The sequence below is a fragment of the Candidatus Lokiarchaeum ossiferum genome (genome assembly GCA_025839675.1).
In the GTDB taxonomy this organism is placed as follows: Archaea; Asgardarchaeota; Lokiarchaeia; order Sigyniarchaeales; family Promethearchaeaceae; genus Lokiarchaeum; species Lokiarchaeum ossiferum.
Map to the genome: position 1 here is coordinate 1812820 of CP104013.1, position 26862 is coordinate 1839681.

Annotated in this window: 27 protein-coding genes and 1 tRNA gene; 14 read left to right on the forward strand and 14 right to left on the reverse strand. The window is 33.6% G+C overall.

Annotated elements, in window-relative coordinates:
- Positions 1 to 56: 56 nt before the first annotated feature.
- On the forward strand, positions 57 to 392 hold the full coding sequence (locus NEF87_RS07410) for a hypothetical protein (protein ID WP_371805811.1): 336 nt from the start codon (positions 57 to 59) through the stop codon (positions 390 to 392).
- 16 nt (positions 393 to 408) lie between these two features.
- Here the strand turns inward: NEF87_RS07410 and NEF87_RS07415 are convergent, their stop codons facing one another.
- From NEF87_RS07415 to NEF87_RS07425, 3 genes are all read right to left on the reverse strand, one after another.
- The gene (locus NEF87_RS07415; protein WP_457919273.1) at positions 409 to 2058 is read right to left on the reverse strand and encodes a hypothetical protein; all 1650 of its coding nucleotides are present in this window, start codon (positions 2056 to 2058) and stop codon (positions 409 to 411) included.
- Positions 2059 to 2197: 139 nt separating this feature from the next.
- Positions 2198 to 3103: a patatin-like phospholipase family protein gene (locus NEF87_RS07420; protein WP_457919274.1), complete on the reverse strand. Its 906-nt coding sequence runs from the start codon at positions 3101 to 3103 to the stop codon at positions 2198 to 2200.
- 27 nt (positions 3104 to 3130) lie between these two features.
- A complete protein-coding gene (locus tag NEF87_RS07425) occupies positions 3131 to 4060 on the reverse strand; it encodes a patatin-like phospholipase family protein (RefSeq protein WP_457919275.1) in 930 nt (309 codons plus the stop codon).
- Positions 4061 to 4168: 108 nt separating this feature from the next.
- Between NEF87_RS07425 and NEF87_RS07430 the strand changes: the two genes are divergently transcribed.
- The 4 genes from NEF87_RS07430 to NEF87_RS07445 all read left to right on the forward strand — a co-directional run bounded on the left by NEF87_RS07430 (position 4169) and on the right by NEF87_RS07445 (position 6796).
- Positions 4169 to 4543 carry a RidA family protein gene (locus NEF87_RS07430; protein WP_457919276.1) on the forward strand — a complete coding sequence of 125 codons (375 nt, stop codon included), beginning with the start codon at positions 4169 to 4171 and terminating at the stop codon, positions 4541 to 4543.
- Between the two features lie 94 nt (positions 4544 to 4637).
- A complete protein-coding gene (locus NEF87_RS07435; RefSeq protein WP_457919277.1) occupies positions 4638 to 4934 on the forward strand; it encodes a hypothetical protein in 297 nt (98 codons plus the stop codon).
- An 11-nt stretch (positions 4935 to 4945) separates the two neighbouring features.
- Positions 4946 to 5668 (forward strand): hypothetical protein, encoded by a 723-nt coding sequence (locus NEF87_RS07440; RefSeq protein ID WP_457919278.1) that lies wholly within the window; start codon positions 4946 to 4948, stop codon positions 5666 to 5668.
- A gap of 45 nt (positions 5669 to 5713) precedes the next feature.
- Complete coding sequence (locus NEF87_RS07445; RefSeq protein ID WP_457919279.1) at positions 5714 to 6796, forward strand: M42 family metallopeptidase; 1083 nt, start codon at positions 5714 to 5716, stop codon at positions 6794 to 6796.
- A gap of 18 nt (positions 6797 to 6814) precedes the next feature.
- On the opposite strand, the gene NEF87_RS07450 is transcribed toward NEF87_RS07445, so the two are convergent.
- From NEF87_RS07450 to NEF87_RS07460, 3 genes are all read right to left on the reverse strand, one after another.
- Positions 6815 to 7576 carry a hypothetical protein gene (locus NEF87_RS07450; protein WP_457919280.1) on the reverse strand — a complete coding sequence of 254 codons (762 nt, stop codon included), beginning with the start codon at positions 7574 to 7576 and terminating at the stop codon, positions 6815 to 6817.
- Complete coding sequence (locus tag NEF87_RS07455) at positions 7569 to 7730, reverse strand: hypothetical protein (protein WP_457919281.1); 162 nt, start codon at positions 7728 to 7730, stop codon at positions 7569 to 7571. The genes NEF87_RS07450 and NEF87_RS07455 overlap by 8 nt, the downstream gene beginning before the upstream one ends.
- 120 nt (positions 7731 to 7850) lie before the next feature.
- A complete protein-coding gene (locus tag NEF87_RS07460; RefSeq protein WP_457919282.1) occupies positions 7851 to 9146 on the reverse strand; it encodes a glutamine synthetase family protein in 1296 nt (431 codons plus the stop codon).
- A 333-nt stretch (positions 9147 to 9479) separates the two neighbouring features.
- Here NEF87_RS07460 and NEF87_RS07465 point away from each other — a divergent pair, with 333 nt between their 5' ends.
- The gene (locus NEF87_RS07465) at positions 9480 to 10286 is read left to right on the forward strand and encodes an ADP-ribosylation factor-like protein (protein WP_457919283.1); all 807 of its coding nucleotides are present in this window, start codon (positions 9480 to 9482) and stop codon (positions 10284 to 10286) included.
- Positions 10287 to 10300: 14 nt separating this feature from the next.
- On the opposite strand, the gene NEF87_RS07470 is transcribed toward NEF87_RS07465, so the two are convergent.
- Both NEF87_RS07470 and NEF87_RS07475 read right to left on the reverse strand, forming a co-directional pair.
- On the reverse strand, positions 10301 to 11164 hold the full coding sequence (locus NEF87_RS07470) for a hypothetical protein (protein WP_457919284.1): 864 nt from the start codon (positions 11162 to 11164) through the stop codon (positions 10301 to 10303).
- A complete protein-coding gene (locus NEF87_RS07475) occupies positions 11151 to 11660 on the reverse strand; it encodes a Mov34/MPN/PAD-1 family protein (protein ID WP_457919285.1) in 510 nt (169 codons plus the stop codon). Before NEF87_RS07475 ends, NEF87_RS07470 begins: the two co-directional genes overlap by 14 nt.
- A gap of 65 nt (positions 11661 to 11725) precedes the next feature.
- On the opposite strand from NEF87_RS07475, the gene NEF87_RS07480 reads away from it, so the two are divergent.
- Positions 11726 to 12853: a tRNA-dihydrouridine synthase family protein gene (locus tag NEF87_RS07480; RefSeq protein WP_457919286.1), complete on the forward strand. Its 1128-nt coding sequence runs from the start codon at positions 11726 to 11728 to the stop codon at positions 12851 to 12853.
- A gap of 75 nt (positions 12854 to 12928) precedes the next feature.
- On the forward strand, positions 12929 to 14638 hold the full coding sequence (gene glgP / locus NEF87_RS07485) for an alpha-glucan family phosphorylase (RefSeq protein ID WP_371805826.1): 1710 nt from the start codon (positions 12929 to 12931) through the stop codon (positions 14636 to 14638).
- 270 nt (positions 14639 to 14908) lie between these two features.
- On the opposite strand, the gene radA is transcribed toward glgP, so the two are convergent.
- Positions 14909 to 16099: a DNA repair and recombination protein RadA gene (gene radA, locus NEF87_RS07490; protein ID WP_457919287.1), complete on the reverse strand. Its 1191-nt coding sequence runs from the start codon at positions 16097 to 16099 to the stop codon at positions 14909 to 14911.
- Positions 16100 to 16343: 244 nt separating this feature from the next.
- Complete coding sequence (locus tag NEF87_RS07495; RefSeq protein ID WP_371805828.1) at positions 16344 to 16736, reverse strand: roadblock/LC7 domain-containing protein; 393 nt, start codon at positions 16734 to 16736, stop codon at positions 16344 to 16346.
- A 535-nt stretch (positions 16737 to 17271) separates the two neighbouring features.
- Between NEF87_RS07495 and NEF87_RS07500 the strand changes: the two genes are divergently transcribed.
- Together NEF87_RS07500 and NEF87_RS07505 are read left to right on the forward strand one after the other, a co-directional pair.
- Complete coding sequence (locus tag NEF87_RS07500) at positions 17272 to 17754, forward strand: hypothetical protein (RefSeq protein ID WP_457918051.1); 483 nt, start codon at positions 17272 to 17274, stop codon at positions 17752 to 17754.
- Between the two features lie 5 nt (positions 17755 to 17759).
- A complete protein-coding gene (locus NEF87_RS07505) occupies positions 17760 to 18761 on the forward strand; it encodes a hypothetical protein (RefSeq protein WP_457918052.1) in 1002 nt (333 codons plus the stop codon).
- A 24-nt stretch (positions 18762 to 18785) separates the two neighbouring features.
- Here the strand turns inward: NEF87_RS07505 and NEF87_RS07510 are convergent, their stop codons facing one another.
- Positions 18786 to 19928: a tyrosine--tRNA ligase gene (locus tag NEF87_RS07510; RefSeq protein ID WP_457919288.1), complete on the reverse strand. Its 1143-nt coding sequence runs from the start codon at positions 19926 to 19928 to the stop codon at positions 18786 to 18788.
- A gap of 136 nt (positions 19929 to 20064) precedes the next feature.
- On the opposite strand from NEF87_RS07510, the gene NEF87_RS07515 reads away from it, so the two are divergent.
- Complete coding sequence (locus NEF87_RS07515; RefSeq protein WP_457919289.1) at positions 20065 to 20784, forward strand: hypothetical protein; 720 nt, start codon at positions 20065 to 20067, stop codon at positions 20782 to 20784.
- 27 nt (positions 20785 to 20811) lie between these two features.
- Here the strand turns inward: NEF87_RS07515 and ppdK are convergent, their stop codons facing one another.
- Entirely contained in the window at positions 20812 to 23496 is a 2685-nt protein-coding gene (gene ppdK / locus NEF87_RS07520; RefSeq protein WP_457919290.1) for a pyruvate, phosphate dikinase, read from the reverse strand.
- Between the two features lie 505 nt (positions 23497 to 24001).
- Here ppdK and NEF87_RS07525 point away from each other — a divergent pair.
- On the forward strand, positions 24002 to 24523 hold the full coding sequence (locus NEF87_RS07525) for a hypothetical protein (protein WP_457919291.1): 522 nt from the start codon (positions 24002 to 24004) through the stop codon (positions 24521 to 24523).
- Positions 24524 to 24580: 57 nt separating this feature from the next.
- Positions 24581 to 25162 carry a Rab family GTPase gene (locus tag NEF87_RS07530; protein WP_457919292.1) on the forward strand — a complete coding sequence of 194 codons (582 nt, stop codon included), beginning with the start codon at positions 24581 to 24583 and terminating at the stop codon, positions 25160 to 25162.
- On the opposite strand, the gene NEF87_RS07535 is transcribed toward NEF87_RS07530, so the two are convergent.
- Both NEF87_RS07535 and NEF87_RS07540 read right to left on the reverse strand, forming a co-directional pair.
- Positions 25159 to 25662, reverse strand: coding sequence for a hypothetical protein (locus NEF87_RS07535; protein WP_457919293.1), 504 nt, complete (start codon positions 25660 to 25662; stop codon positions 25159 to 25161). The genes NEF87_RS07530 and NEF87_RS07535 overlap by 4 nt on opposite strands.
- A 205-nt stretch (positions 25663 to 25867) precedes the next feature.
- A tRNA-Arg gene (locus NEF87_RS07540) sits at positions 25868 to 25941 on the reverse strand.
- Positions 25942 to 26097: 156 nt separating this feature from the next.
- Between NEF87_RS07540 and NEF87_RS07545 the strand changes: the two genes are divergently transcribed.
- Complete coding sequence (locus NEF87_RS07545) at positions 26098 to 26835, forward strand: hypothetical protein (RefSeq protein WP_457919294.1); 738 nt, start codon at positions 26098 to 26100, stop codon at positions 26833 to 26835.
- Positions 26836 to 26862: the final 27 nt, after the last annotated feature.

The following is a 26862-nucleotide window of genomic DNA, read 5'->3' on the forward strand; positions in this document are numbered from 1 at the left end:
CATAGGATCGAAAAGCTTTTAGTTATAAAGGTTGTTCTAGATCTTGAAAACAATATATGTCACCGCACCCTTTTGATGAACGTCAATTACAGTTGAGAAATGAATTAGAGTCTCGCTTAGAATGGTACTGGCAAATTCGGGACAAAACCCGGAAACAATTACTATTCGCTCCAAAATCAACAAAAGGTGTAATGACGGACCTAATATTTTACTTGGATAATACTGCTATGCCCTTGGTCCGAAAACTTCTTGAAACGATAGGATATTGGGAACGAGCAGCTGCTCAAGAATTTTATCAAGCGAATCAAGAAGTATGTCGACTAACAGACATAATTAACGCTGATGCTCAAGATGAAGATAGAGTGACATGGCAAAATCCAAGAAAGTTTTAAAAAAAGGAATAAAAAATTAACGCTTGTGAAATTTCTTCGATTTCATTATATAGGCAATAATTCCAATTCCAAAAATAAGTAAGCTAGAGAAAGCATAGCCTGAAATTTTCAAAGTACCATCTCCCAAGGTAGTCGATACTACAACAGGATCGGCGATAGCCGTAAATGTCGGATCTTGATTAATAGATTTACCTTCCCATTGGGGGAAACAAATTGCATAGAATACGTTTCTGCGGTTAATATCAATTGAAATTTCCTGATCTGCTAAATCGTATTTCTCTTTAGTAAATTCAATACGTGCTTGAACCATAGATCGTGTGATAGAATTGAGAAATAGATGCGATAAATGATCCACAGCGTTTAAGGATCCATCTTTCAACCGAATTTGGGGATATAATTTTACTGGTGCAGGCATAGGATTTCCACCATTTAAAGTGTAATTAGGTTTACTTGCAAAATCAATATTGAATGCAGGTTTATTTGCTGTCCGGAGATCTAAGGAGGACACATTAACATCTGAATTATCACCATCAACATTAAACCCATTTCCATCAATTACATCCACATCATCCTGCCCATTAATATTTGCAGAGATAACTGTCATCCGAGCATAGTTAGTTATGGCAAGACTAAATCCGGGCACACTTTCATCCCCATTTAATCGATCTTCAATAGATGCTGTTGTGTTATATCTTGACACTGTTTTATCAGTAATTATATTGGAAGGATCTAAATCATAATAAATTCCATCCCAAAGTTCAGTTTTCGACTGTTCATCGTTGACAACCCACAAATCGGATAAAGGTCCGATGTCATATTCAGTAGTAGTAGTAACATTGATGGGCTGATCTTCAACCAAAGTTCCCGATATCTTATAAGTAAAGTTTAAGTAATCCATAGAACTAAACGCAACAATTTTATCTAACAATCCTTCAGCAGTAATAGTATTGTTGATATCCTCTTCTACGTGCATCGAATGCCAAACAATAAATATATTCTCATAATCAATCCCAAAAGTATATTCTACTTCATCTCCATTAGTTGTTTTTTCGAGTAATTTAGGAGTAGCAGTAGGAAGGTCTGCCATATTAAGTGGTTCAAATCCTAAAGATCGGAAAAATCGGTGGTTTAAAAGATGTTTGTTGAATTGACTATTTAAACTATTACCATAAAATAAATTATCATCCTTATTTGGCACTCCATTAGATTCATTGATCTCTTGATAAGCAACCAATCCAGCAAAGGAATTTTGCACAATCACATGTTTTCCAGCAGGCGTTCTAAAATGTTGTTGCATAATTTGATAAGGAGCAATTCCTATCCGAGTAGTGTTACGATTATCATTGGAATATTCTGTAAACGCCATATAGAGTGTTTGAACAGGACCAAGATTTATATAAGATATATAGAAATTAGCATCCCGATAAGGGGCTCGATCTGGAAAAGTGTCATTCATCTCTTCGGCGAAATCTCCAGGAATTAAATCTTCTACTAATTTTCCACTTAAAACATCGTATTCAATTGCCCAATATTCTTCAGTAAATTTATGACCAGTTTTTGTCACTATAATATTAGAATTATAGCCGGATGTTTGAAATACCCCCATAAATCCAATCGCAACCAAAAGAATGCCTGCGAATATTATTTTTAGATTTTTTTTTCTCATTTTTCATTCCCATTATTATTTTTCTGACCAAGAAAATGGTTCTGTTTTGGATATGATGAAAAATGAATTTAAATCGTGGTGTACCAAAGGTCGGATGCTGAACTACCTTTTGTAGGTCAGTTTTTAGAAAAAAGTATCTTCAATGAAAAATGTTTAAATCACGTTGAATCTTTTCGCCAATTACTCGCCCAAAAGCCAAATACTCATTGATATACCGAAGTTTATCAATTCCATCAAATTCTGGACCAATATCTACGTTGTAATACTTAAAATCAAATAAGGGGTTCGAATTCGCAATAATTTCCATCCGGCTAACTTTATTAATTGTACTCTGTATACGAGCTAAACCACCTTCCTTAGGTTGCATAAATCGATATAATTGCATAATCTGCCCATCTTTTTTTGCATGCTCAAAAGGGATTGATAAATCACACGAACCAGTTCCTATTACTGTCATTTCAACATGTTCTTGAGTCCAACCTAAATCAAAAATTTCAGCGAAGGCAATATCAATTGGAGTATTGGATTCCCCCATTCCCCCATCCACCCAAACACTTTGATTTTTGTAATCGACTAAATGACCAAAATAATGGGGAGCGGCAAAGGATTTTGCAATCTGAAATTGAAGTTTTTCTTTCCCGTCCTTTTTTTCCCATGATTTAAAAAAGTGAGTCTTAAAATCACATATGTTTACCGCTGTACACAAGAAACGAGTTTTGCAATCGCGCATGTGGACTGCATAGTCAAACAAGCGATCCCACATAGCATAAAAATATTTCCGACTATATAATGCTCCAAACATCTTCCGCCACCAGAAGGTTTTGAATAAAAAAGGGATATATTTGATAAAAATATCCATAAATTGATTCATAGTATATTTCCCCGTAGCCAAAATTCCCCCCGTGAGGGCACCTACACTTGTTCCAACAATTAGATCGAAAATTTCACAAATTTTCTTTCCATAGTATTTCTCGAGCACACGAAGACCATCTAATTGAATCAATCCCCGTACGCCGCCACCCTTCAAAACTAAAACTCGTTTCATAGTTGCTTTTCTCTCAGAACTTAGTAGTTAATGAAATGGGATCTTAGAATCCTCCAAATATCGTTCAACTTGTTCAGCAATTACCCGTCCAAAGGACATATATTGCTGCACATATTGAATTTTATCTGTTCCACTAAAAATTTTTCCTATATCAGTATCAAAATATTTCACTGTAATTAGAGGATTGGCTTTTGTAATAATTTCCATTCGTCGGATTTTATTTAAAGTACTTTGAATACGAGCAAGTCCACCTTCCACAGGACTCATAAATTTCAACATTTGCTGGAGTTGCCCTTGTTTTTTTGCCTTCTCAAAAGGAATAGAAAGATCGACATATCCAGTTCCAAGAATTATAATTTCTGTTCGTTCCTTGTACCAACCTTGATTAATAACTTCAGCATAAGCCCGATCAACAGGAGTATTAGTGGTACCCGCACCTCCATCAACCCATACGGCCTTATTTTTTTCATCTACAAATTGACCAAAGAAATAAGGTGCAGCAAACGATTTTGCAATTTGGTTTGCTAATAACTCATCTTTGTCTTCATCTTCCCAACTTTTAAAAAAATGGGTTCGATTTGTGCATAAATTTACCGCCGTACACATAAATTTAGTTTTGCAATCCCGCATGTATATCGGATTTTCACCCAAAATTGCATCCCACATGGAATAGAAATGCTTACGTTGGTAAACAGGTTTAAATATGCCAGACCACCAATGCTTTTTGAAAATTGATGGGAAATAGCGAAGAAATGAATCAATATAAGATTCCATGGAAATTTGACCCAGAGCACAGACACCTCCTGTAATCGCTCCCACTGATGTCCCTGTAATTAAATCAAATATTCTACAAATTGGTTCATCATAATGATTTTCTAAAATCCTTAGTGAATCTAATTGTAATAGGCCTCTAATCCCTCCCCCCTTCAAAACTAATACTCTTCTGATAATTATCACATTCCATTAGCATTTGAAAATATGTAGTGTAAAAAAAATGATTTTCTAGGATTTTAAATTTATCTTCGACTTAATTTAAAAGTAACAGATTGTAAAAAGGTATTATTCATGACAGAAAAAGAAGCAATTATGGGTGGTGCACCCTTCAGTGCAGGAATGAAAGCAGGAAATACAATTTATGTATCAGGGCAAGTTCCCATTGAAGATGGAAAAACTCCAGTTGATGTTGGAGAACAAACTAGAATATGTCTGGACAAAATTAAAGGAATTTTGGAAAAAGGAAATGCAAAACTAACCGATATTGTAAAAATTACAGTATTCTTGACGGATATCGCTGATTTCGGAGTTTTCAATGAAGCATACAAGAAATATTTCATTAATCATGGAATAGAAACGAATTTTCCCGCTCGAGCCGCTATGGCAATATCTGCTTTAGTTAAACCGGAATGGAAAGTTGAAATTGATTGTTTTGCCATCATATAAATTTTAATCATTCTTTTTTTTGTTTCCTTCTGTACCAAAGGTTCCTTAGCTATTAAATAAAAAGAATCGTTTCTTAATCTAGAACGAATCAAAAATGCCTTCTTCCCCAACAAAACGATATCGATCTGCTCTGGTAATAATTCAGTGCATTTTGGAAGAATTGATGAAACAAGGACAAGTTGGGGCGGTAAAATCACAAGTATACAAAGATCTTGGTTTGAAAACACCCGTTGGGGATAAGTATATTGAACAATTAGTGGCAGCCAAATACATCACTTTAATTGAAGAAGCTTGGGGAAAGCAGCGGGTTCGTCATAAAATATACATTACAAAACGAGGAATCCACCGGTTCAAATGGTTCATGCAATTATCTAAAGAATTGGAAATATAGAGAGTGTAAATATGGAAGAAAGACGTAAGAATGCAAATCTTGATGAAGAAAATGAGAAAAAAACCTATATAGAGGGAAATCAAGATACTTTCAATGATCCCGAAAAAAAACAAATCGATCCAACCTATTTAGCAATGCAGGCCACTTACCGACATAATGCAAAAAAAGAAAATATTATTCAAATAATAGGTTTTCTTTTCATTACAATAATGACAATTATCGAAATGATAGTTCTGGGGATGGTTCGAAGAATTGCGAATCGGAATGATAATTTTCGTATATTTAGATTTATTTCAATCTATCTGTTATTAGCAGTAATAACAATATTTGCATGCTATCAATTTCTTGTTATATACCATTGGAATCGAAAAATATTAAATGCATCTCAATCAATTGCCGCATCGAATTATATTCTAATTGATAAAATGCGTAAAATTCGAACGATTATAATCTGTATTCTTATCTTTAGTGCGATTTTCCTATGGATTTTCCAAGATTATTTAATAACAGTACGAGTAATTCCTCAATTAACTCCTTTGGCAGAAAAGTATAACTTCTATTTACATCGTTCTAGATTTTTTGTTGCGATTTATGCTCTATTTGAGATATGGCAATTAGTTCGTTGGTCTAAAAGAATTTTATCCATCAATACTATTGAAAAGTTAATGGTAAATGATTTCCCAGATATTGAGGAATTAGATAAACTAGCAAATTTACCAAGAGATTCTTTTTGATTGGAACCCATCATTTAAAAGAGATCCTTCTATCTTCTACTTAATATGACAGAAGAACTTATAACTAATATTGTGGAAATTCAGCGAAAGTTGACTTCATTAATAGGAGTGAGTGGTAGGGAAGATTTGGTCAGAGATTTTATCTATTCTGCAATGAAAAATTTTGCTGATAAAGTTTGGATCGATCCCATGGGAAACGTTCTTGCGGAAAAGAATGGTTCCAAAGAAAATGGACTTCGAATAATGCTTGACGCTCATATGGACGAGGTGGGTTTTATGATCCGTTATATTGATGAAAAGGGTTTCCTTCGATTCTCTCCTCTAGGAGGTATTGACAAACGACTATATCCTGGCAGCAGAGTTTTAATTAAAACAACTGATAATAAATCAGTTTCGGGAATTATTGGGATGCCACCACCCCATATTACTTCTGCAGCCGAACGGGAAAAATCCCCCGACCATTTTGGGTTATTTATTGATATTGGAGCCAAAAATAAAGATGAAGTGGAAATTTTGGGCATTGATATTGGAAGTACCGGAGTTTTAGATTATCCCTTTGAATATATACCGGAGAGAGGTATCATGCGTGGAAGAGGTTTTGACGATCGCACCGGATGCAATGTCTTGTTACAAATAGCCAAACTTTTATCCCAACAAGCTCAATTGGAAAATACAATTGTTTTTAGTTTCTCTACTACTGAAGAAGTTGGTGCTCGAGGAACTCAAGCAGCCACCCATAATCTCAACCCAGACATAGGATTTGCCATTGAAAATACCATAGCAGCCGATGTCCCAGGAGTCCCCGCGGATAAAAATCCAACATCGTGCGGATCTGGCCCCGCTTTTACAGCAGCAGATCATGGAACAATTTATGATCACCGATTGTTAAAATTACTTCAAGAAACCGCAAAGGAACTCAATATTCCTTGGCAATACAAGTTACCCACATTTGGGGGAACAAATGCAGGAGTTTTCCATAAAATGATTGGAGGAATTCCAGCAGCAGGAGTATCTGTACCCTGCCGATATATTCACTCACCTCTAGCTCAAAATTTGGTCGCAGATGTGCAAAAAACGATTGAAGTTTTATTGGTCACAATTTCGAAGCCAATTGAATTAAAATATTAAAAAAAAATTTGAATTTTCCTATTCTTCAGTATCTAAAGGAGGAGTTGGTCTTCTCATGCATTTTTTTACCAATTTTTTAACTTCTTCTACATTGAAAGATTCGAGATCTTCTAATTGATGGATTAATTCATCCAATTCTTTCTTATCTTCTGCAATAAAGGTCAATCGTTGGTTCATATGTCGAATATGACGATTTAATTGATGGCGCATTCCACGAAAATAATCTAAAGTATCCTCTTTCGATGTGAAAGTAGCAATTTGATCATGCATTAATCGTCGTGGTCCACGTCCTCTCATCGGAAAACCATATTTTCCAATGGGTGCAATTTCTTCTAATAAAATATTTCGTTCGGCAGCGCGTTCTTTAAGAACTTCGAGATAATTTTTTCCTTCTTTTGTAAGTTGATATAGATTTGATTTTTTACCTTCCAAACTTGGATTAGCTAATTCAACAAATTTTTGATCTTCCAAAATTTTTAATCCACGTAGCATATTTCCTCGTGGCATACCGTGCATTTTTTGAAGCTCCATACCAGATAAACCAGATGGTGCATCCTCCAGAGCGGAAAGAATAAATAATTCTTTCAAATCACGATAGACTTCATCACGCTTCATCATTCGAGGATTTCCCATGGGGCCAAATCTTCGAAGAAAACGCCGTTGAAGTGGATGAGTACCCTTTCTATGATGATGGGGAGAAGGATTTCTCCTTTGATCATCATCATGGTACATACGATCATCTCTTTTTCTAGAACCATTTTTAGTTTTGGGATCACTCATTAGAATTCACTCTGTCTGGCTGATGATTTGATTTATTTTTTGGCGCTTTGGCGATTTTCTGCTTCCATCTCGGAAGATGGGAAAGATCTCTATCCTTTTTAGGATGATCTGGATCGATTTTTTGATGGTTTGATTTAGTTTTTTTTACATTCATGTTTTTCACTTTGTGACCACAATGGTCAGTTAAGATTATGATCATAATGGTCACACAAGTATTTAAATGTGTCCATTGTGGTCACGGGTAACAAAAAGATATAGAAAAAAAAAATCAAATCTAACAGTGTAAGTAACGATCTATTTCCCATTCTTGCTCGTAATGGTTATTAACTGCAACCAAGTGTTCAATAAGCTCAGCACGTTTCTTTTCAAGATATATATCTTTAAATTGTTGACCGAATACCTTCGTAATGAACTCACTCTCTTCAAATGCATCAAGCGAATCTTTTAAACTAGAAGGTAATTGACTAATCCCTAAACTTGCTCGCTCTTCATCAGTTAAATGATCAATATTCTTTCGAGTGGGAATATTTGGCTGAATTTTATTACGGATTCCATCTAAACCTGCCGCTAAAAGTGCAGCACAACCGAGATAAATATTCATTGTCCCATCACCCGCCCGAAATTCCATATGAGCCTTCGATTCATATCCAGGAACACGCATTAATGCAGTCCTATTTCCAATACCCCATGCTTTGTGCACAGGAGCTTCGTGATTTGGAACCAAACGCTTGTATGAATTGGTTGAAGGGTTTAATAATGCTGAAATCGCATCAGCATGTTTTATAGTTCCCCCAATGAAATACTTCAATTCATCACTAATTCCACCTTCAGTAGCAAAAATATTATTGCCCTCTTTATCTTCTAAGTATTCATGAATATGTAATCCACTACCTGCTTTTCCCGCAAAAGGTTTTGGCATAAAAGTACTAACTAAACCGTTGAATAATGCTTCTGATTTAACAATGAGCTTACCTGTTTGAACATTATCTGCTTGGGCTAAACCATCCAGTTTTGAAAGTTCAATTTCATGTTGGGCAGGACCTACTTCATGATGAACTGTATGCGGGCTTCCTTTGGAAAACATACTTAGCATATCATCTGTGATTTGTCTTCGAACTTCATGTAAATGGTCTTTTGGGACAGTACACATATAATCTCCTTCATCAGCAGGATCTAAATCATCGTCTAAGAAATACCATTCCAATTCTGGTCTCGTTTTAAAAACATACCCCATTGAATCAGCTTCAGCCAATACTTTAATTAAAATTCCCCTCGGGCATGTAGGATAAGGTAAACCATCATTACCAACCATATTGCAAATAAACCGTCCCACTCGGGGGCTCCAAGGTAAAATTGCAAACGTTTCTAAATCAGGAATTGCACGCATATCAGATTGTTCTGTGGACAAAAATCCTAAACTTGATCCATCAACACCAGTACCTTCTTTCATGCTTTCCCAGTTTTGAGCGGGAAATTCAACTTCTTTCAAATCGCCCATTAAGGTGGTAAATTGGTATTGAATATAATCAATTCCTTTTTCTTTAAAATACTCAACAGTAAATTCAGTCATTGTCAAAACTCCAGATTGTATTTTTTTTAAATCGGCGATATTTAAATAGTTTCGGTTTTTCTATTGCCCCAACTTGCTTTTTTCCCAATAAATTGGGACGCTAATCAAAAAAAATAAAATTTGAACAGAAGATAGATGAGTTAGGTCAAAAATTGAAGTTTTTTTATACATTTCTACAAAGACTCTATTTATTGCTTGTTTTTTTATATCTATTTGAATTTGGTTTCTTGAAAACTTTCTAAGGATTATGTTTTAATCATTATTTTTTGCCCTAAAATCAGATAAAACTTCAAATTATACGTTAAAAAATTATAAAGGGGATAATCGTGAAAAATGGCAGTCTCAAATAAAAATATTGATCCAAATTTTAACTTAGAAACAGTAGATGTAAGCATACTTGATGCAGAATATGAAAAGGAAATCAAAATAATTGTTATGGGAGAAATGGATGCAGGAAAAAGTTCGCTGATTAAGATTTTTTTTGGTGACAAAACCCCACAAAGCATTTTATCTAATAAACTGGAGCCTACAATTGGCGTAGAAATAAATATCTTCGAAAAAAATCATGCTAAAATCGGAGTATTTGATTTAGCTGGGCAAGAGATGGCTCGATGGTTATCCCCAAATAATGAAGAAATGTTTTATGAAACCGATGGAATTTTATTATTTTTTACGTTATCAAATAATCTAAAAAAGAAAGAGATCGAACGAACTTCAAAAAAATTGAAATACTTTCTGAATGAAAAAGCGCCAAAATGTCAAGTTACTGTGATTTTAAACAAATATGATGACTATATTAATTCAAAAAGTGGAAACTTGAAAAAAGCAAATCGAATAAAAATGATGGTAGAAGAAGCCTCACAATTCCCAACATATATTAGTGCATTAACCCCAAATTATTATCCTTTATTGCGATTGAAACTAGATCGTATGTTAGGAACTATGCCGGTAGAACCACCCTCCATCGCAGAATCCCCTGCAACTGATTTGGCTCAACCTTCAGAAAATTTTTTCAAACAAGATGGACATATTGTTAAAGGACTATATTTGAGCGACGCAACTCAAGCTTTTGAAGAAGATTACGATGTTAAAATATCGAGACAAGAAATAATGAGCTCGGAATTTAGTTTAGGTCGTTAATTCACTATTTTTTTTCATAACTTTTCATTTTCTAGCATCTGATAGTACCCAATAATATTTTCTATTACGTTAGACGCATTTAGATAACCTTGAGTTGCTGCCCGACTCACAGTTTCCTCCAAAAATTCACAACAGGCATAATTTTCGGGGATAGGCATATCTAATGACCGAAGATTATAGAGACTTCGCCATATGCCAATAATCCATTCAATCAAATTTCTAATTTTCTTATTAAAAATCACTTCACTATTCCCCGATAAAGTAAAATCTTTAATAAATCGATACAACATCTCTGGTGAATCAGAACCTCCACATTGTTCAACATAATTATGAGCAATCAATATCGATAAAATCGAATGTATCTCATCGATCGAAACATCAAAATTCGATCGGTTCATATTTCTTCTAATACGTTCAGCAGAGAGGGGTTTAATTTTCATTAATTCTTTATTCTTTGCGACCACAATATAGCCCATAGGAACGTTTGTTAGATCTAACATGAAATATTGTAATAAAGAACCAATGAGAATCTCATTGGTTAAAAATACAACAGAAAAAAAATCACTTTCTGGAAAATCGACCCTCATTTGTTCTGGAAATAAATAGTGTTCGTAAAAATTATCAATCAAAGTTTTAATTACAATAAGAGTATCATTCATAGCTTGATGTAGAGTTTGTAATACTTGAATTCGGTAGGAAAGATTTTCTAAAAAATCAGTAGGATCTACTTTCATATTTTTAATTTTTAGGAGCGAAGGATTGAAATTAGGCCAATTAGTATTTAAAATGGATTGAAGCCGAAATAATTGTGTTTTTATGGTACTGAATTGTTCTAATACGGTTTCAAGCAAAACTTTTAAAAATTTATCTGGGATCATTGATAACTTCCATTTCCAATTCAATTACTTTTTTTTGGGGGCAGTTCATTTTATTATTCCATTCTAGGCGATATGCTCGCATACCGCGAACGGTTGTGGGATCTTGTATTTGATGTGGATTAATTACAATAGCAGTCCAATTAGGATTTTGAGTTTGAGCAGGATAATGATAAGTTACATCAGTATGTGACATATAAATATGATCTCCTCCCTTGAATGGATGGGAATGGAACCACCCTAACCAATCAAGATCTCTACTCTCGGCATTTTTAATAAGAGGAACAACTTTTACGTAATCTTCATCAGTAAAATGAACATCTTGCCGATTTCCAACTCGAAAAGGGTAAGATTCTTCAATAAATAGTTCTGCAGCTTCATTTTTAGTTCCAAAAAAAACCCCAATTACTTCCCGATTTGGATGAGCTAAAGCATATTCCATCATGATTTGATATGCGGAATGATCTAAATATACTTTGGATGTAGGAGTTAATTTCAATTAAATCAAGTCTTTTTTAAAATTTCATAGGTAAAAGTTTTTGGGTTTAAAAATTTGATATTGTTATGACTCTACGAATTAAGGATATCTTTCCTGATCATGGGATTAAAGCAGAAAAAAAATGCACACAGTCTACATTAGCTTTTGCCCCATTGGAACCATATTCTGCAAATCCCTTAATTCGAGAGCTTATGGGACTAAATGGTGCACAATTATTATTTCGACCAAAGATTTTACCTCAACATTTATTGAAAGCGAAAGAATGGCAATTTTGGGAAAAAATAAAGCATATCACTAAAATTAAAACTCCATCAGGAAAAAAAGTTTATGATGGAATTCAATTAATAGCACGCCCTGATGATCCCATCAGACCTGCAGTAGAATTCATTAATGCTAATGCAAAAAAGATGGAAATCAGTTTTATTGATCTTAACTTCTGCTGTCCAGGCTATAAAGTTCTTCCTCAAAAACGCGGAGGAGAATTACTAAAAACACCTGATTTGGTGATCAAGGTTATTTCTCGAGTCTTAAAATATTCTGATTTGCCAATATCTATGAAAATTAGGAAAGGTTATAACCAAGATGATAATCCAATAGAATTATGTCGAAGAATTAGAAAAGAATTTGGGAAAAATATTGGATGGATTAGTCTAAATCGAGCTCCAGTGAAAATGGCCGGAGTTAATATGCAACACATCCAAAATGATTTATCAAGTTTTCAAGAAGCTTATAAAGCTGTTGAAGGAGTAATACCAATCTTAGCAAACGGAGGAATAAGTGATGTTTGTCAATTACAGAACATTGTTCAAAATACAAATGTTTCAGGAATTATGATTGGCAGAGCAGCTATGGGAAATTCGAGAATTTTTTATAAAGCATCTCAATTTTTCCAGCCAAATTTACTTGCAAAAGATTGGACAATTGAGCAAGAATTACAAAATCTATTCCTTCTTGTTAATAAATATAAACGAGGTCCTTCAGGTCGATGGGTTTCAATAGGTAATTTAAAAAGAATATTGTTTTTTTATATTAAGGCATTTTATGAACGCCGTTCTCAACAAATTCCCAAGGGATATGGTTTTTCCAAATGGAATCAAACTAGTTTTTCTAAAGAGAGTCTCATTGCAACACTTATAAATATTTTTCCTTCAATACCAAAACTAACATGGCAACATTGGTTAGCCTTCTTATAGTTTTACCGATTTTTATTCAAAGCCAATTGTTTAACAAGCCAAAAGATTTAAAGTTCGCTTATCTATTTCATCATTATGTTTCAAATTAGTGATGATGAACGCAAGATTGCATATTTTTCTATGGAAATTGCAATGGAAAGTGATATACCCACATACAGTGGAGGATTAGGCGTACTTGCGGGAGATACGCTTCGATCAGCAGCAGATCTTGAAATACCACTAGTAGCAATAACGTTATGTTATGATTCGGGATATTTCTTTCAGGAAGTTGTCCAAGGGCGACAAATAGAAAGAGAAGTACAATGGGAATTCAGTTCAGAGTTTGAAAGATTACCCAATATCATTGAACTCGACATCCAAGATAAAAAATTTAAAGTAGGAGGATGGTTGTATAAAATGCAAGGAGAAACAGGATTTGAAATTCCCATTATCCTCCTTGATTCAAATATTGAAGGCAATGAACACTGGCAGAAGAAATTTACCCATATTCTCTACGATGCAACACCATTTCAAAGAGTTGTTCAGGAAATGATTTTAGGAATGGGTGGAGTGAAGATGTTACAATCTTTGGGATTGCATAATATTCAAACCCACCATATGAATGAAGGCCACGCTGCATTTGGAATTTTTGAACTTTTAAAAAAGTATAAAAATGACTTAGAAGAAGTAAAGAAGCGATGTATTTTTACTACACATACACCCGTTCCAGCAGGACATGATCACTTTAATCATGACTTAATCCGAGATGTTTTCCGAGATAGATTACCTGAGAATTATAAAGAACTAGGAGGAGAATATGATTTGAATATGTCACTTTTAGCGCTAAATGGTAGTCGATATTGTAATGGAGTTGCACAAAAACACGCAGTTGTTTCCAGAAAAATGTTTCCCGGTTATGAAATAGACGGAATTACTAATGGAATTCATAATCGATTCTGGGTCAACCCATATTTACAACATGTATTAGACGACCGTATACCTGGATGGACTATGAATTATCAGTTACTTCAAAATGTTTGGGATATCGGAAATTATGAGTTATGGCAAACTCACCAAAGAGCGAAGAAGAAATTAATGGATTATGAAAAATCGCATTCTTGGGTATTATTAGATGAAAATAAATTGACAATTGGCTTCGCTCGAAGAATAACCGAATATAAACGGCCGACTCTTATTTTTGATCAAGTAGAACGTTTAGGAAAAATTTGTAAAAAACGAGTTCAATTTATTTTTGCTGGGAAATCTCATCCTCGAGATGAACAAGGAAAAGGCTACATTAAACAAATTAGCGATATGTCGGATTATTTGTATGATTCATATGATATTGGAGTAGTATTTTTAGGAGCGTATGATATGGATCTTGCAAAATTATTGGTTAGTGGTGTGGATGTTTGGCTCAATAATCCCCGAAGATATATGGAAGCTTCTGGTACCAGCGGTATGAAAGCAACATTAAACGGAGTATTAAATTTTAGTGTGTTAGATGGATGGTGGATTGAAGGATATCAAAAAGATCCCATGGCAGGTTGGGCAATTGGATGCGGTCCCGAAGATCCGAAAGCCACTCAACATCCAGATTCATGGGATGCTTCAGATCTTTATACAAAACTTGAACGAGAAATTATTCCATTATATTATAATAATCGCGATGGTTGGTCAGAAAGGATGAAACATGCTATTAGATTATCATCATATTTCAATACTCATAGAATGGTTGAAGAATATGCACTACGAGGATGGCAATTGACACCTCAAACAAGATGGAAAACGAATCTAGATTATTAAAAGTCTTTTTTTTTCATAAAAATTCACTTTTTTTTTGCTCACTTGTGAATCAGTGTGAAATTCTACAACTTTTCAACCTATAAGGACCACACTCCAAAGGATTGACATAATAACCCATAGTCTTGTTTCGCAAGCGAAACATAACTTAGGATAATCAACTCAATAAACTTTCAGTTAGAAAAAGTTTAGTCAAAAAGGAGTAAAAAATACGCCCAATTTTACTGCTTTGAGCAGTAGCAGTTAGGAGGATTAAAAAAACAAAAAATTTTTCTAATCTACGTCGGCGATTCCGCCTTCTGTAAGTGTAAATATTGCTTCTCCTTCTGGTAAATTAGGAGCATCGATCATTTTTGCAACTCTCTGTTCACCTTTCCCTTTTCGTAGATAAATTCTAACTGTTGCTCCATGCGCAATTACATTTCCTCCTGCAGCACGAGTTGGATCTCCAAAAAATGTATCGGGTTTACTTTGGACTTGGTTTGTCACTACTACTGCCAATTCAGGATACATTTCAGACAATCGTAATAAATCATGAATATGTAGGTTCAATAATTGTTGTCGATTTGCCAATGTACCCCGTCCGATAAATTCCGCCCTAAAATGTGAAATAAGAGAATCAACAATAATTAATTTAATATTTTTTTCACCGATAATTTTCATGCAGTCTTTAACTAGCATGATTTGATGGTCACTTGAATAGGCTCGAGCATAAACGATATTTTTTAATACTTCCCGATAATCCAATCCTTTTGCCTCAGACATTTGAATGATTCGCTCAGGTCGAAAAGTACCTTCTGAATCAATATAGAGTGCTTTACCTTCAATACCACCTTGATTTCTTGGAAGTTGAACATTTACACATAATTGATGCATAATTTGTGTCTTTCCGGTGCGATATTCTCCAAAAAACTCTGTTAATCCACCAGTCTCAATTCCTTCCCCTCCCAATAAATCGTCGATCGATTTACTATTAGAACTAATGCGAGCAAGATTTTTTCGTCGTTCCCACACAGAATCAGCAGTTTTAAAACCAATGTTGAGCGATTCGCGTGCCGCAGCAATTATTTTTAGGGCAGTTTTATCCCCTAATCCCGCTTGTTCCATAATTACACTCTTGGGGGTAATCGCGATGCTGTTTACAGTTCCAAAACCCGAATCTTTCAATTTTTTTGCAATAGTCGCACCCACACCAGGTAAATCTTTGATATCATAATGAATAGCTGATAATCCGTGGTAAGTTTCAAGATCTCTAATTTCTTGATCAGGAGATAATTCTTCATCTGAAGATAGTTCTTCATTAATATCAGAATCATCCTCCATGAGATCATTCAATAATTCATCGACGTTATCTTCTTCTACAGCAATTTTTGGTGAAGATTTTGTAGTTTTTTTTGAAGTAGTTTTCTTTTTACTCGCTGTAGCTTTTGCTTTAGAAGTTGTTTTTTTTTTTTTTGCGGCCATGTTTTTTCCCTTTTTGATCTCTTCGATTAATTGAATGGAAAGCTGTCCATTCCAAAAAGAAGAGTGAATAGAAATTATACTTACTTAACTACTATTATTGTGTTATATAAAAGGAAGCCTATTGAAGAATTATTAAAATATTCTCCAATTATATTTTGTATAATTTTAAGAATTTAAAGACCTTTTTTTTTGTTAAAATAAGGGTCAATTTTAAAAAATAGGGATAAAATTTTGAAAAAAAGACTTAATCTTCAAGAATATCCATAATACGGTTCGTTGTACTACGCATATTAACAAATGCTAAATCCATACGGGCGTCTTCATCTAAAACACCAACGATGATGTAATCTGCACCGCACTGCATTACGAGAAATTTACCTTCAGATCCTTGAATAATGCAAATATCCAATTCACCCTTTCTTAACTCCATAAGAACACGTTCACAAGTACTTAAAATAATTGCACTCATTGCAGCAATATGCATATCAGAGATACCTTCTTCTAAAACAGCAGAAACAATTAAGCCTTCTCTTGATACTAAGGCAGTACTCTCCAATCCTTCAATCTTTTGCATCAATTCACGTAATAAATAGTTTAACTGGGCTTCTTCTTCCAAATTTTTGCACCAACATATCAAAGGTCTAATCGTATCTAATAATAATTAGAGATAAATAACTTGAACTTTTATAACTCTACAATTATATTTTACCAAAATTCCTTAAAAATTTGGTGTATAGTTCTTGTAGAAAAAAAAAAGAATATACCAAAACATCAGTTTTGTAATCTCATATCCAACAAACAATTTCAAATTTTTTAATACTAAGAAAAAAAATAATCGAAATTGAGTGAATCGTACTTTTTGTAATTTTCACTTTTTTTAGTAATTTATCACCCATTGGCTTTGAATCCCCCATTTTATACCACATTTAATTTTGTCGAGCAAAAGTGGACACGTTTTTTAGCATTCACAAAATTTCCCGTTTGCTAGGCCAAATTAGTGGATCTTAAATGATCTGATGATGAGCATAAAATCATGCCCAATTTCAAGATTTTAGATAATATAAAAACCAAAACAATTTTATTCTTGTTTTCCTTACACTAATATATTCAATATCTGGGGTGCATCAGCTATTCTAATATTCAAATATCGACGACGGCCTTCAATATATCAAATGCAGTTACATGATTATATCGGTCTGAAATCAACTCAAATACTTGAAATGTGGATTCCAAAGACATATCGCTATGTATATAAAAAATTTAAATGGTTTCCATTCAAGCGTCACGCCCGGAAAGCCCCTTCATTGATAGTTTCTAAATCCCAAACACGATTAGAGCATTATATATACGGAAATATTGCACATATTCTTCCCAAACGGAAGTACTTCATGCGATTTCGCAATCTTGGGCAAACAACTTATGATGATTATGCAAAAGGCATACTTCCGCAGTCAGAGTGGGATATGCTCCACACGCTACCAAAATTTTCAGGATATTTCAATCATATCTTTGAAATGAATGATCTTAGTTACTTTGATAAAATTCAAGATGAATTGGAGATACAGGGAGTTCATTTCAAAGGAATGTTCCTTCATGATATTATCGCATTTGAACTACTTCGTCGCCGCTTGGATTCAAAGATTATTCAGGTTTAGAAAAAATGTCATATTTTATTGGTGATAATCCTTTGAAGGGGATTTTACATGATTCTTACTACTTTCCCTCCGCGGATGATATCAGTTATATTATGAATCGTATCCCTCTTTCCCGAGTCATGGATTATTTTCATAACTTAGTTCGTGAAGCTATTGATCTTAGGATAATCATTCCTAGAATCATGATTTTTGATGGTCAATTTGTCAGAACGAACTGTAACAACAATAAAAATTCAAAAACAACAAAGTATAATGATAGTGATGCTGGATATTATCGTCATTCAGGGAAGAAGCTTGGTGTTGGATTTGTTCATTGGACACTTTATGCGTATTGTGGGAGCTGGAAACGGGCACTTCCAATACATTTTGAGACTTTTCCAGGCAATATGAACGATAAACCAGCATCCCGCAAAACCTTTACCGCTTTTAATAATCTTAAAATTGGAGAGTGGAAGATGGTGATGGGTGATACAGGTACGTATTGTAAGAAAAGTCTGGAATTTTATCAAGATCGGGGCATTTTTCCTTTGCTTCGTGCACCAAAACACCTTAAAACTCATCCAACTCGGGAATTAAAAAAAGGATTTTGGTTTAATTCCGATTATTTTCCACCTGGATGGACAGAGCAAGACATATTATTAATGTATGCTCAACGACCTTTAGTTGAAGCAGGTCAATCTGCAAACCCTACATTTTATAATCAAAAACGATTAAATACTCGTGGATTGAATATGGCCCACCTTCATCGTACCTTAACATATATACTGGATTTAATGCGAGCAATTACAGCATATAAATTAGGTAGAACTGACTTATTGACGAAATTAAGTGCATTTTCAACTGGAAGGGAGTTTAAAACAAACTCTATGTGGATTAAACTAGCACGAGATTCAGGTTTTTGTCAACTTCAAGAGATTGCTTTAAATCCACGACAAAAAGCATTTTGGGATAAACGTCGGAAGTGGGAAGCAGAATTAAGAAAAAAACGAAAAAACGGTAAATTTTAAGTTTTTAAAATTCACTCAATTAAACTATTTTTTTTGAGATTTATTCCTCTGTGCTTGTTTTTTCATCTCTTTTTTGACAAACTGCATCAACTCATTTGCATACGAATTTTCTTCGAAGTGCGTACGAACTGGTTTTATGAGTTTCTCTAAATGTTCTATTACTGCCAATTTTAAATCCACAGGAGATAATTTTTCTTGGCTATAAGCATCTTCTAAAGCCGAGTAAGACTCAAAGATAATATTTCCCCCATATTTTTCAGGTCTTTTTATCTCAAAATCATCGAAACGTTCAAATATTATAAAATTACAATATTCCAAAATTGGATTATCCTTAATCTCTCCAGGAGGACACCATGCTTTGTTAATTTTCCGCTTAATATCAGCATAAGTATCATCCATGAAAATTGCGGAATCAGGATTGGACTTACTCATTTTTCGAGCAATTTTTTTATCCATTTCATCCATTTCCGATTCTGGAGGTTTTACAAGCCCCATTAGCATATGATGATGTATAGCGGAAGGTTTATGTCTGTATCCAACAGAGCGAGCAACTTCCCTAGCAAGCATATTCACTTTTCTTTGATCCAATCCGAGTTGACAAATGTCTGCTTTTAATGTGAATATGTCTGCGCACTGCATTAAAGGATATAATATTTGCGAGGATTGCAGAGAGTCTTCTGAAGTACGTCCCATTATTTGGGTGCAGCGAAGAACACGCTTCAAGCTTGAATTCATTGATATTTTAAGAACAAGTTCCCAATAAGCAGGATCTTTAACTAAATCTGAAGCATAAATGAATTCCACGCGTTCTAAATCAATTCCACAAGCTTTCCATACTTCAACAAAATAATCTCCCACTTTTTTAATTACATCTAAATTTCCACCAAATTTCTGATTTGCAGCAGCATGCCAATCAGCAACAAACATAATAAATTTAACCCCTGCTTTTGTAAATTTATTGATGTTAATGGCTCGTAATAATCCTTGTGCAATATGGATTCTACCGGATGGCTCAAACCCATCATAAGCGATAATTTGTCCAGGTTTCCTATTTTCCAATAACCATTCAAGATGTCCTTCATCTGCTACAATTTCTCCCCCGCGACCCACGCTTAGCAATAAATTTAACTTTTCTTCATTACTTAACTCATTATTTCTAATACTCATAAAAAATTACAATGTAAAATGAAAAAAGAATTTAATCAATATTTCTATTCTTGATAAAAAGAAAAACAACATTAATGTGTTGCATAATCTCAAAAAAATAAAATTAAATAGGTGTAAGTTTTTAGAAAAAACGAGGATGAAAAAATCAACTCAGAAACCAGTCATTTTATTACTAATAATTTCAATTTTAGTACAAAATCAAGGGAATATGAGTTTTTGTCAAGGAAGCCAAAGCGATTACAATGTATCTAATGGTGATGTTTTTATTTGGGAATTTAATGATGTAGATTTTGTAGACAACAACTATTACATTAAATTTATTATACAGGAGATTTATACAAATAATTCTATTATCGGAGAAATTGAACGGTATTATCCATTTTTGAACGTTTCAATAAGCGAAACTGCATCAGATACTTCAATAATCAATCCCAAAGAAGAAATATATTTATTACCCGATTTTGGTTTTTTTGGATTAGAATTCAATCAATCAATTTTTGTCAATACATCCCAACTTCAATATTATGAAGAAAGTGGAGTCCAAACTGATTTTATTAAAATTGTTGACCAAGAAATTGAGTGTTTTGCACTTTCTGTTAACGGAAAAGAAATCTGGATTGAAAAGACTATGGGTGTTGTTGTTAAAGTTGATTATGTCAAAGTGTACACGCTTGAATTAGTATCTTGGGAAAATGTAAATTTAATTGAATTTGCTCAAGCGAGGCATTTTGAGGATTCAAAAAATTCAATATATTATATCTTAGTTTCCGTAGCAATTGCAGGATTGTTTATTGCTTCTCATTTAATGATTAGAAATTATAAAAAAAGAAAATTCTTAAAAAAAAAAGATTTGTAGTTTTTTAATTATTAATTAAAAAACGTATTATAGTTTACCTTGTTCATCTAAAATTGCTGCATGAGCAGCTGCAACTCTAGCAACAGGTACTCGGAAAGGACTACAACTAACGTAGTTTAAACCATATTTGTGATATAACAAAATTGAATCGGGATCTCCACCAGTTTCACCACAAACACCCACCTTCAAATTAGGTCGGGTAGATCGGCCATCTTTTACGGAAATAGCAACCAATTTTCCGACTCCATTAGGATCTAAGTGTTCGAAAGGATTGTCTTTCATAATTGGTGGCTCAATTTCATCGATATATTTCATCAAAAATTTGCTTTCAACGTCATCACGGCTAAATCCGTAAGTCATTTGAGTGAGATCGTTTGTTCCAAAGGAGAAGAATTCAGCGTGCTTTGCAATTTCATTAGATGTTAAAGCCGCTCGAGGAATTTCAATCATAGTTCCCCATTTAATCGTATTCTTTGGAGTGAAGTTTGCGCTTGCCATAATTTCAGATGCAAGTGGTTTCAAAATTGAGACTAAACGAGTGAATTCATTGACATGAGAGACTAATGGTAACATTATTTCTAAATGAACATCAATTCCATCGTTTTGAGATTCAATCAGAGCTTCAATTAGAGCACGAGCTTGCATTTTATAAATTTCAGGGTTGGTATTACCTAAACGAACCCCACGATGTCCAAGCATAGCATTTTCTTCTTTTAACTCTTCATATTTCCGAATCATGAATTCCAATTCCTTGAAACGATCGCCATGATCTCCTTTTACTCGTAATTCGGTAAACTCAATCAACATTGTTTTATAATCAGGTAAAAATTCATGCAATGGAGGATCTAATAATCGCACAGTGACTGGCTTCCCGTTCATAGTTTTGAAAATTCCCTTAAAGTCACCTTTCTGGAGGGGTAAGAGAACATTTAAAGCCTTTTCACGTTCTTCTAAGGATTCGGCAACAATCATATCGACAACTTTAGGTAAGCGCTCTTCAGCATTGAACATTCGCTCAGTTCGACAGAGTCCGATACCTTCAGCACCATTTTTAATAGCATCGCTAGCCATTTGTGGAGTATCTGCATTCGTTCGTACACCTAATTTACGGTATTTATCACATAATTCTAAATAACGTTGGAATTCGGCAGTTATTTCAGGATCAACAACATCAACTTCTCCAACATAAACATTACCAGCCAATCCGTCGATGGATATAATCGAACCTTCTTTGAAAACCACTTCACCACTAACTTTGGCAATACCAGCTTCTTCATCAATTTCCAAATCACCCGCTCCAACAATTGCAGGTAATCCAATCCCACGAGCAACCACTGCAGCATGACAGGTTTTTCCACCACGAGAAGTTAAAATTCCTATGGAAGCAATCATACCGGGGAAATCTTCAGGTTTGGTTTCTTTACGAACTAAAATAACTTTTTCTCCTGCCTTTTTCATCTCAATTGCTCTACCACAATCAAATACAGCCTTTCCAAATACTGCGCCAGGGGAAGCATTGAATCCTTTTACAATAGGAGATTTACGTTCAGTAGGAGAAATACGTTTATGCAATAATTCTTCAATTTTTTCAGGGGCCACTCGGAGAACTGCGGTTTTTTCATCGATATATTGTTCATCCATCATATCAATGGCAATTTTCACTGCAGCACTTGCGGTTCGTTTGCCCACTCGAGTTTGCAAGAAGAAGAGTTTTTTATTTTCAACCGTAAATTCACAATCTTGCATATCCTTATAATGATCTTCTAATTTATTAGCCAATCCAAAAATTTCTTCAACAATCTCAGGTCTTTCTTTTTGTAAATCATCCATACTCATTGGAGTACGAACCCCTGCAACAACATCTTCACCTTGAGCGTTTATTAAAAATTCACCCATAATTTTCTTTTCTCCATCCATTGGAGATCGGGTGAACAAGACACCTGTTCCAGAATCATCATTTAAATTTCCAAAAACCATTCTCATAACATTAACTGCAGTCCCATAGTTTGGAATTTTATTCATTTTCCGGTAGGCTACCGCACGTTCACTATCCCATGAAACAAACACAGCATTAATTGCACCAAAAAGTTGAACCCATGGATCTTCTGGAAATTCTGTACTTAATAATTTTTTATATTCAATTAAATATAAATCGCCTAATTCTTTCATTTCTGCAGCGCTTAATTCGATATCAAGTTTCTTACCTTTCTTTTCTTTATAATCTTCCATGATTTCATCATAAGGTTCTCGACCCGTCTCTTTTACGATATCAGAATAAGACATAATAAATCGGCGCCAAGAATCCCAAGCGAAACGTTCATTGGATTCAGCCATTTTTTCTGCAATTGCTTTGGACATTCCTAAGTTTAATACAGTATCCATCATTCCAGGCATGGAAACGGGTGCCCCAGATCGAACAGATAATAGTAAAGGTTTGTTAATATCACCAAAGACATACCCACTTTTCTTTTCAAGTTTCGCTATACTCTCTTTTACTTGATCTTTTAAAGCACTTGGCATCTCGTGATGCTCTGCATAGTGTAAACTATGTTTGCAAGGAATTACAAAACCATATGGAATTGGAAGCCCTAAAGAGGTCATATTTGCTAATCCGGCACCTTTTCCGCCGAAAAATTCTTTCAATTCGGAAGTAGTCTTGAATTTGGATGGATCTACTTCATCGAACATGTATACAATTCTTTCTTCTGACATATTGATATCATCTAATTTTGTGAGTCTCAAACTAAAAAAAAACGCTTCTAGCTGAGATATTCTGAGTTTTTAAAAGGAAGGAAAAGATTAAAGATTTACGATTTAGAATAAGCCAATGTTGATTTCCAACATTTCTTTTCAAAAAGAGATCATATTTTTGCATATAGTAGTTGTAGGACTACGATTTTGAACATAATTTATCATTTTTTTTCTTAATAAACACCTTCCTTATTTCAGTTGAAATGACCTTAATTCGAGTTTACTAAATCATAAAGGTCGTTTATAATAAATATATTAACTCTCATTATACCTTGTGGTATCTTCATTTCAAAAAACTTTGACAAATGAAGTAATTAGGAAAGAAATAAAAAAAAAAAAGATAAAAAACAGTAACTTAAAGGAAAAATCTAAAATTAGAATCCCAAATTTTGCAACAAAGTTAAACAGAAAATTGGATTTTTATGATCCCATCTTAAAATTGAAAAAACAAGTCGATTCTGGAATAATGATTCAAAATAAAGAAACAATTTTGATAAAATCAATATTAGACCAAAAAAAAGAAGTCGCTAGTCTTAAAGATGAAATCAAAAAATTGCAACAAAAAAACAAGGAAGATAATGAATTTCTTAAAGAATTATTGTTGAAGGCATTAGAAGTACCTAAAATCCCTCAAATGATACCCATGAATTATTCTCAATTTATACCTCCTATAAATGCCAATCCATCTTATTCCACAACACAATCTTCATTTTCACCTCCACCGCCACCACCAAGTAAACAAAGTAAACCCCCACAAAGCTATCAAGCACCAAATACTGGAAATCTAAAAAAGGATTATATTCAAGAAATCCAACAAATTTTTACAGGAGATATTTTAAAACCGTCTCAAATAGTTCAAACAACCAAACCCAGACATTTAGAGCATGAAGTTGAAGAAATAAGTGACAATTTTGAAATTCCACCGATTGATATCATTTCAACAGCCAAAAATTTTATTTCTTCCTCAGAAAATATGATCCAAGCTTGAAGAATCCAAAAAAGTATTTTTTTCGGATTTTTTTAATCCTGCCCTAAAGAACTAATTATGTATAAAAAAATTTGTAAAATTGTCATCGCAGGTGATGGTGGAACAGGAAAAACAACCTTGATCAATTCAATGAAAACAAATTGTTTTTCTTACGCATCAAAAATTACGATTGGAGTCGATTTTGCATGTTTTCCAGTTCAAATTAAATCTTCTCCCGACCAAGAAATTACTTTTCTTATTTATGATCTTGGGGGTCAAAAACGTTTTCATTTCATGCATTCTTCCTACATTATCGGATCAAAAGCCGCAATAATTCTTTATGATTTAAATCGACCAAAAACTTTTGAAAATCTGGAGTATTGGATTACTATTTTGCAAAAGGAAAATCCCTACATGCCCATCCTCATAGGAGGTGCTAAAAAGGACTTAACTCAGCCAACAGACATAAAGTATTATCGAAAAAAATGGCAGATATTATTTCAACAAATAGAAAATTCACAATATATCATTGATCACATAGTAATTTCTTCCAAGACTCGAGAAGGAATTGAAAACATTTTTCAAAAAATTGGTCAAGCAGTTCTTCAACCAGAAATTATTTTAAAACAACATAATTACGCCAAATTTAAAAATATTTAGACATCTGCTATGATTTTTTTCTGTAATAAAGATTTCAGATACATCTCTTGAATATTTTCAGAATATTGATACCATTTTTCGGAATTTTCCTTTAAAATTAATTTAATCAAATTCACCTGTTCAAAATTATAGTCTTTCAATATAAATTTGTATTTTTCTATTAATTTTTCTATTTCATCGGAGATATTTTTGTGATCAATGAGATTTTGATTTTTTTTTTTCGTTTGTTTAAAAAATCGTATGTACTTGTAAAGCGAAAGGCTGAAAGCAACACCAATATTTGGGAAAACAATAAGATTATAAAAATTTTCGAGTCTAAAGATGATAACAAAGGTAAGATGCACAAAAAGACAAAATAGCTGAATAATAACTGAAAAGAACTTATTATCACTCTTTGAATCTTTTTGAACATAACAAAATAAGGATATATATACTGAAAATGTCCCAATTTCATACAATTCTATATTATCTACCAAAATTAGTCCAACTAATGGAAACATTGAGAAAATCAGAAAAAGATATAATATTCGATTAGTTTTTGTATTATTTTGCCTCGTTCTTGTGAAAATCAAGACCCAGAAAAAAAAGAAGATTGAATAAATACTGGTAAACAAAATAGTTTCGAGCAGATTCATTCGTTATTATATTCAAGTTCCACTATACATAAATAATTTTGCGGATCAATGAAATAAAGGAGTTAATAAGTAGGCCCGGGGGGATTTGAACCCTCGAAAACTGGGTTCGCAACCCAGCGCCCTTCCAGGCTAGACAACGGGCCTTTCCTTAGAAAGTGAAAAAAACAAATCCGACTAAATTCAATATCGAAATCTTTTTCCTTCCAATCAAATGAATTTCTAATGGATAAAAAATTTTTCGGCTCGAATGAACATATCAAAGATCATCTTAAATAGAACTTCTTATCCACATACTAGATAGTGGAATCCAATAACAATAATATTTTGCCCTCATCAGTTGGAAAATCATCGAGCACTTCGTGTATGATCTGCCACATGCCCATTGAACTGACAAATTTTGGTATGGGAGAAAATATTTTAGAGCAAAATTACGTTGGATGTCCTAATGCTCATTTAGTTCATCGAGAATGTTTAAAACGATGGATTATTCATAGTCAAAACTGCCCAGTTTGTCATGAAAAGTATGATATTAAAATCATTCAAATTTTTGAAGAGTATGTTGCCCAAAAAGAAGCAGATAAGGAAAGATCAAAGCAACAAAAACAAGATTCACAACGAAAAACACTCGATCAACCAGAACAGATCGATCCAGAATTTGAAGAAAAGTTTAATCGTGCAGAAAATTTAGCCAAACAGCAAAACTTTGAAGCGGCAATGAATATTTATTGGGATATCTTGGAACAGAATAAATATCCAAAAGATGATGGAAAAACTCTCCGGGTTGTTTTACACTTGGGATTAGCTTATTATAAAATGGGCAAATATGCTCAATGTATTCGCCAATTAATGAAAATAATAAAAATTGATTATAATTATCCATTGGTATTTTACTTCCTAGGCTTAACTTATGAACAACTGGAAATGGCTGATAAAACAAAATGGGCAATGGAGAGAGCAAAAATTAATGCTGAAAAACTGTCCAGTAAAAATGATAAATACACCAAATATTTGGCTGATATTAAAAAAAGGTTAAAATAAATATTGTAATTACAAAAAAAAATGAAA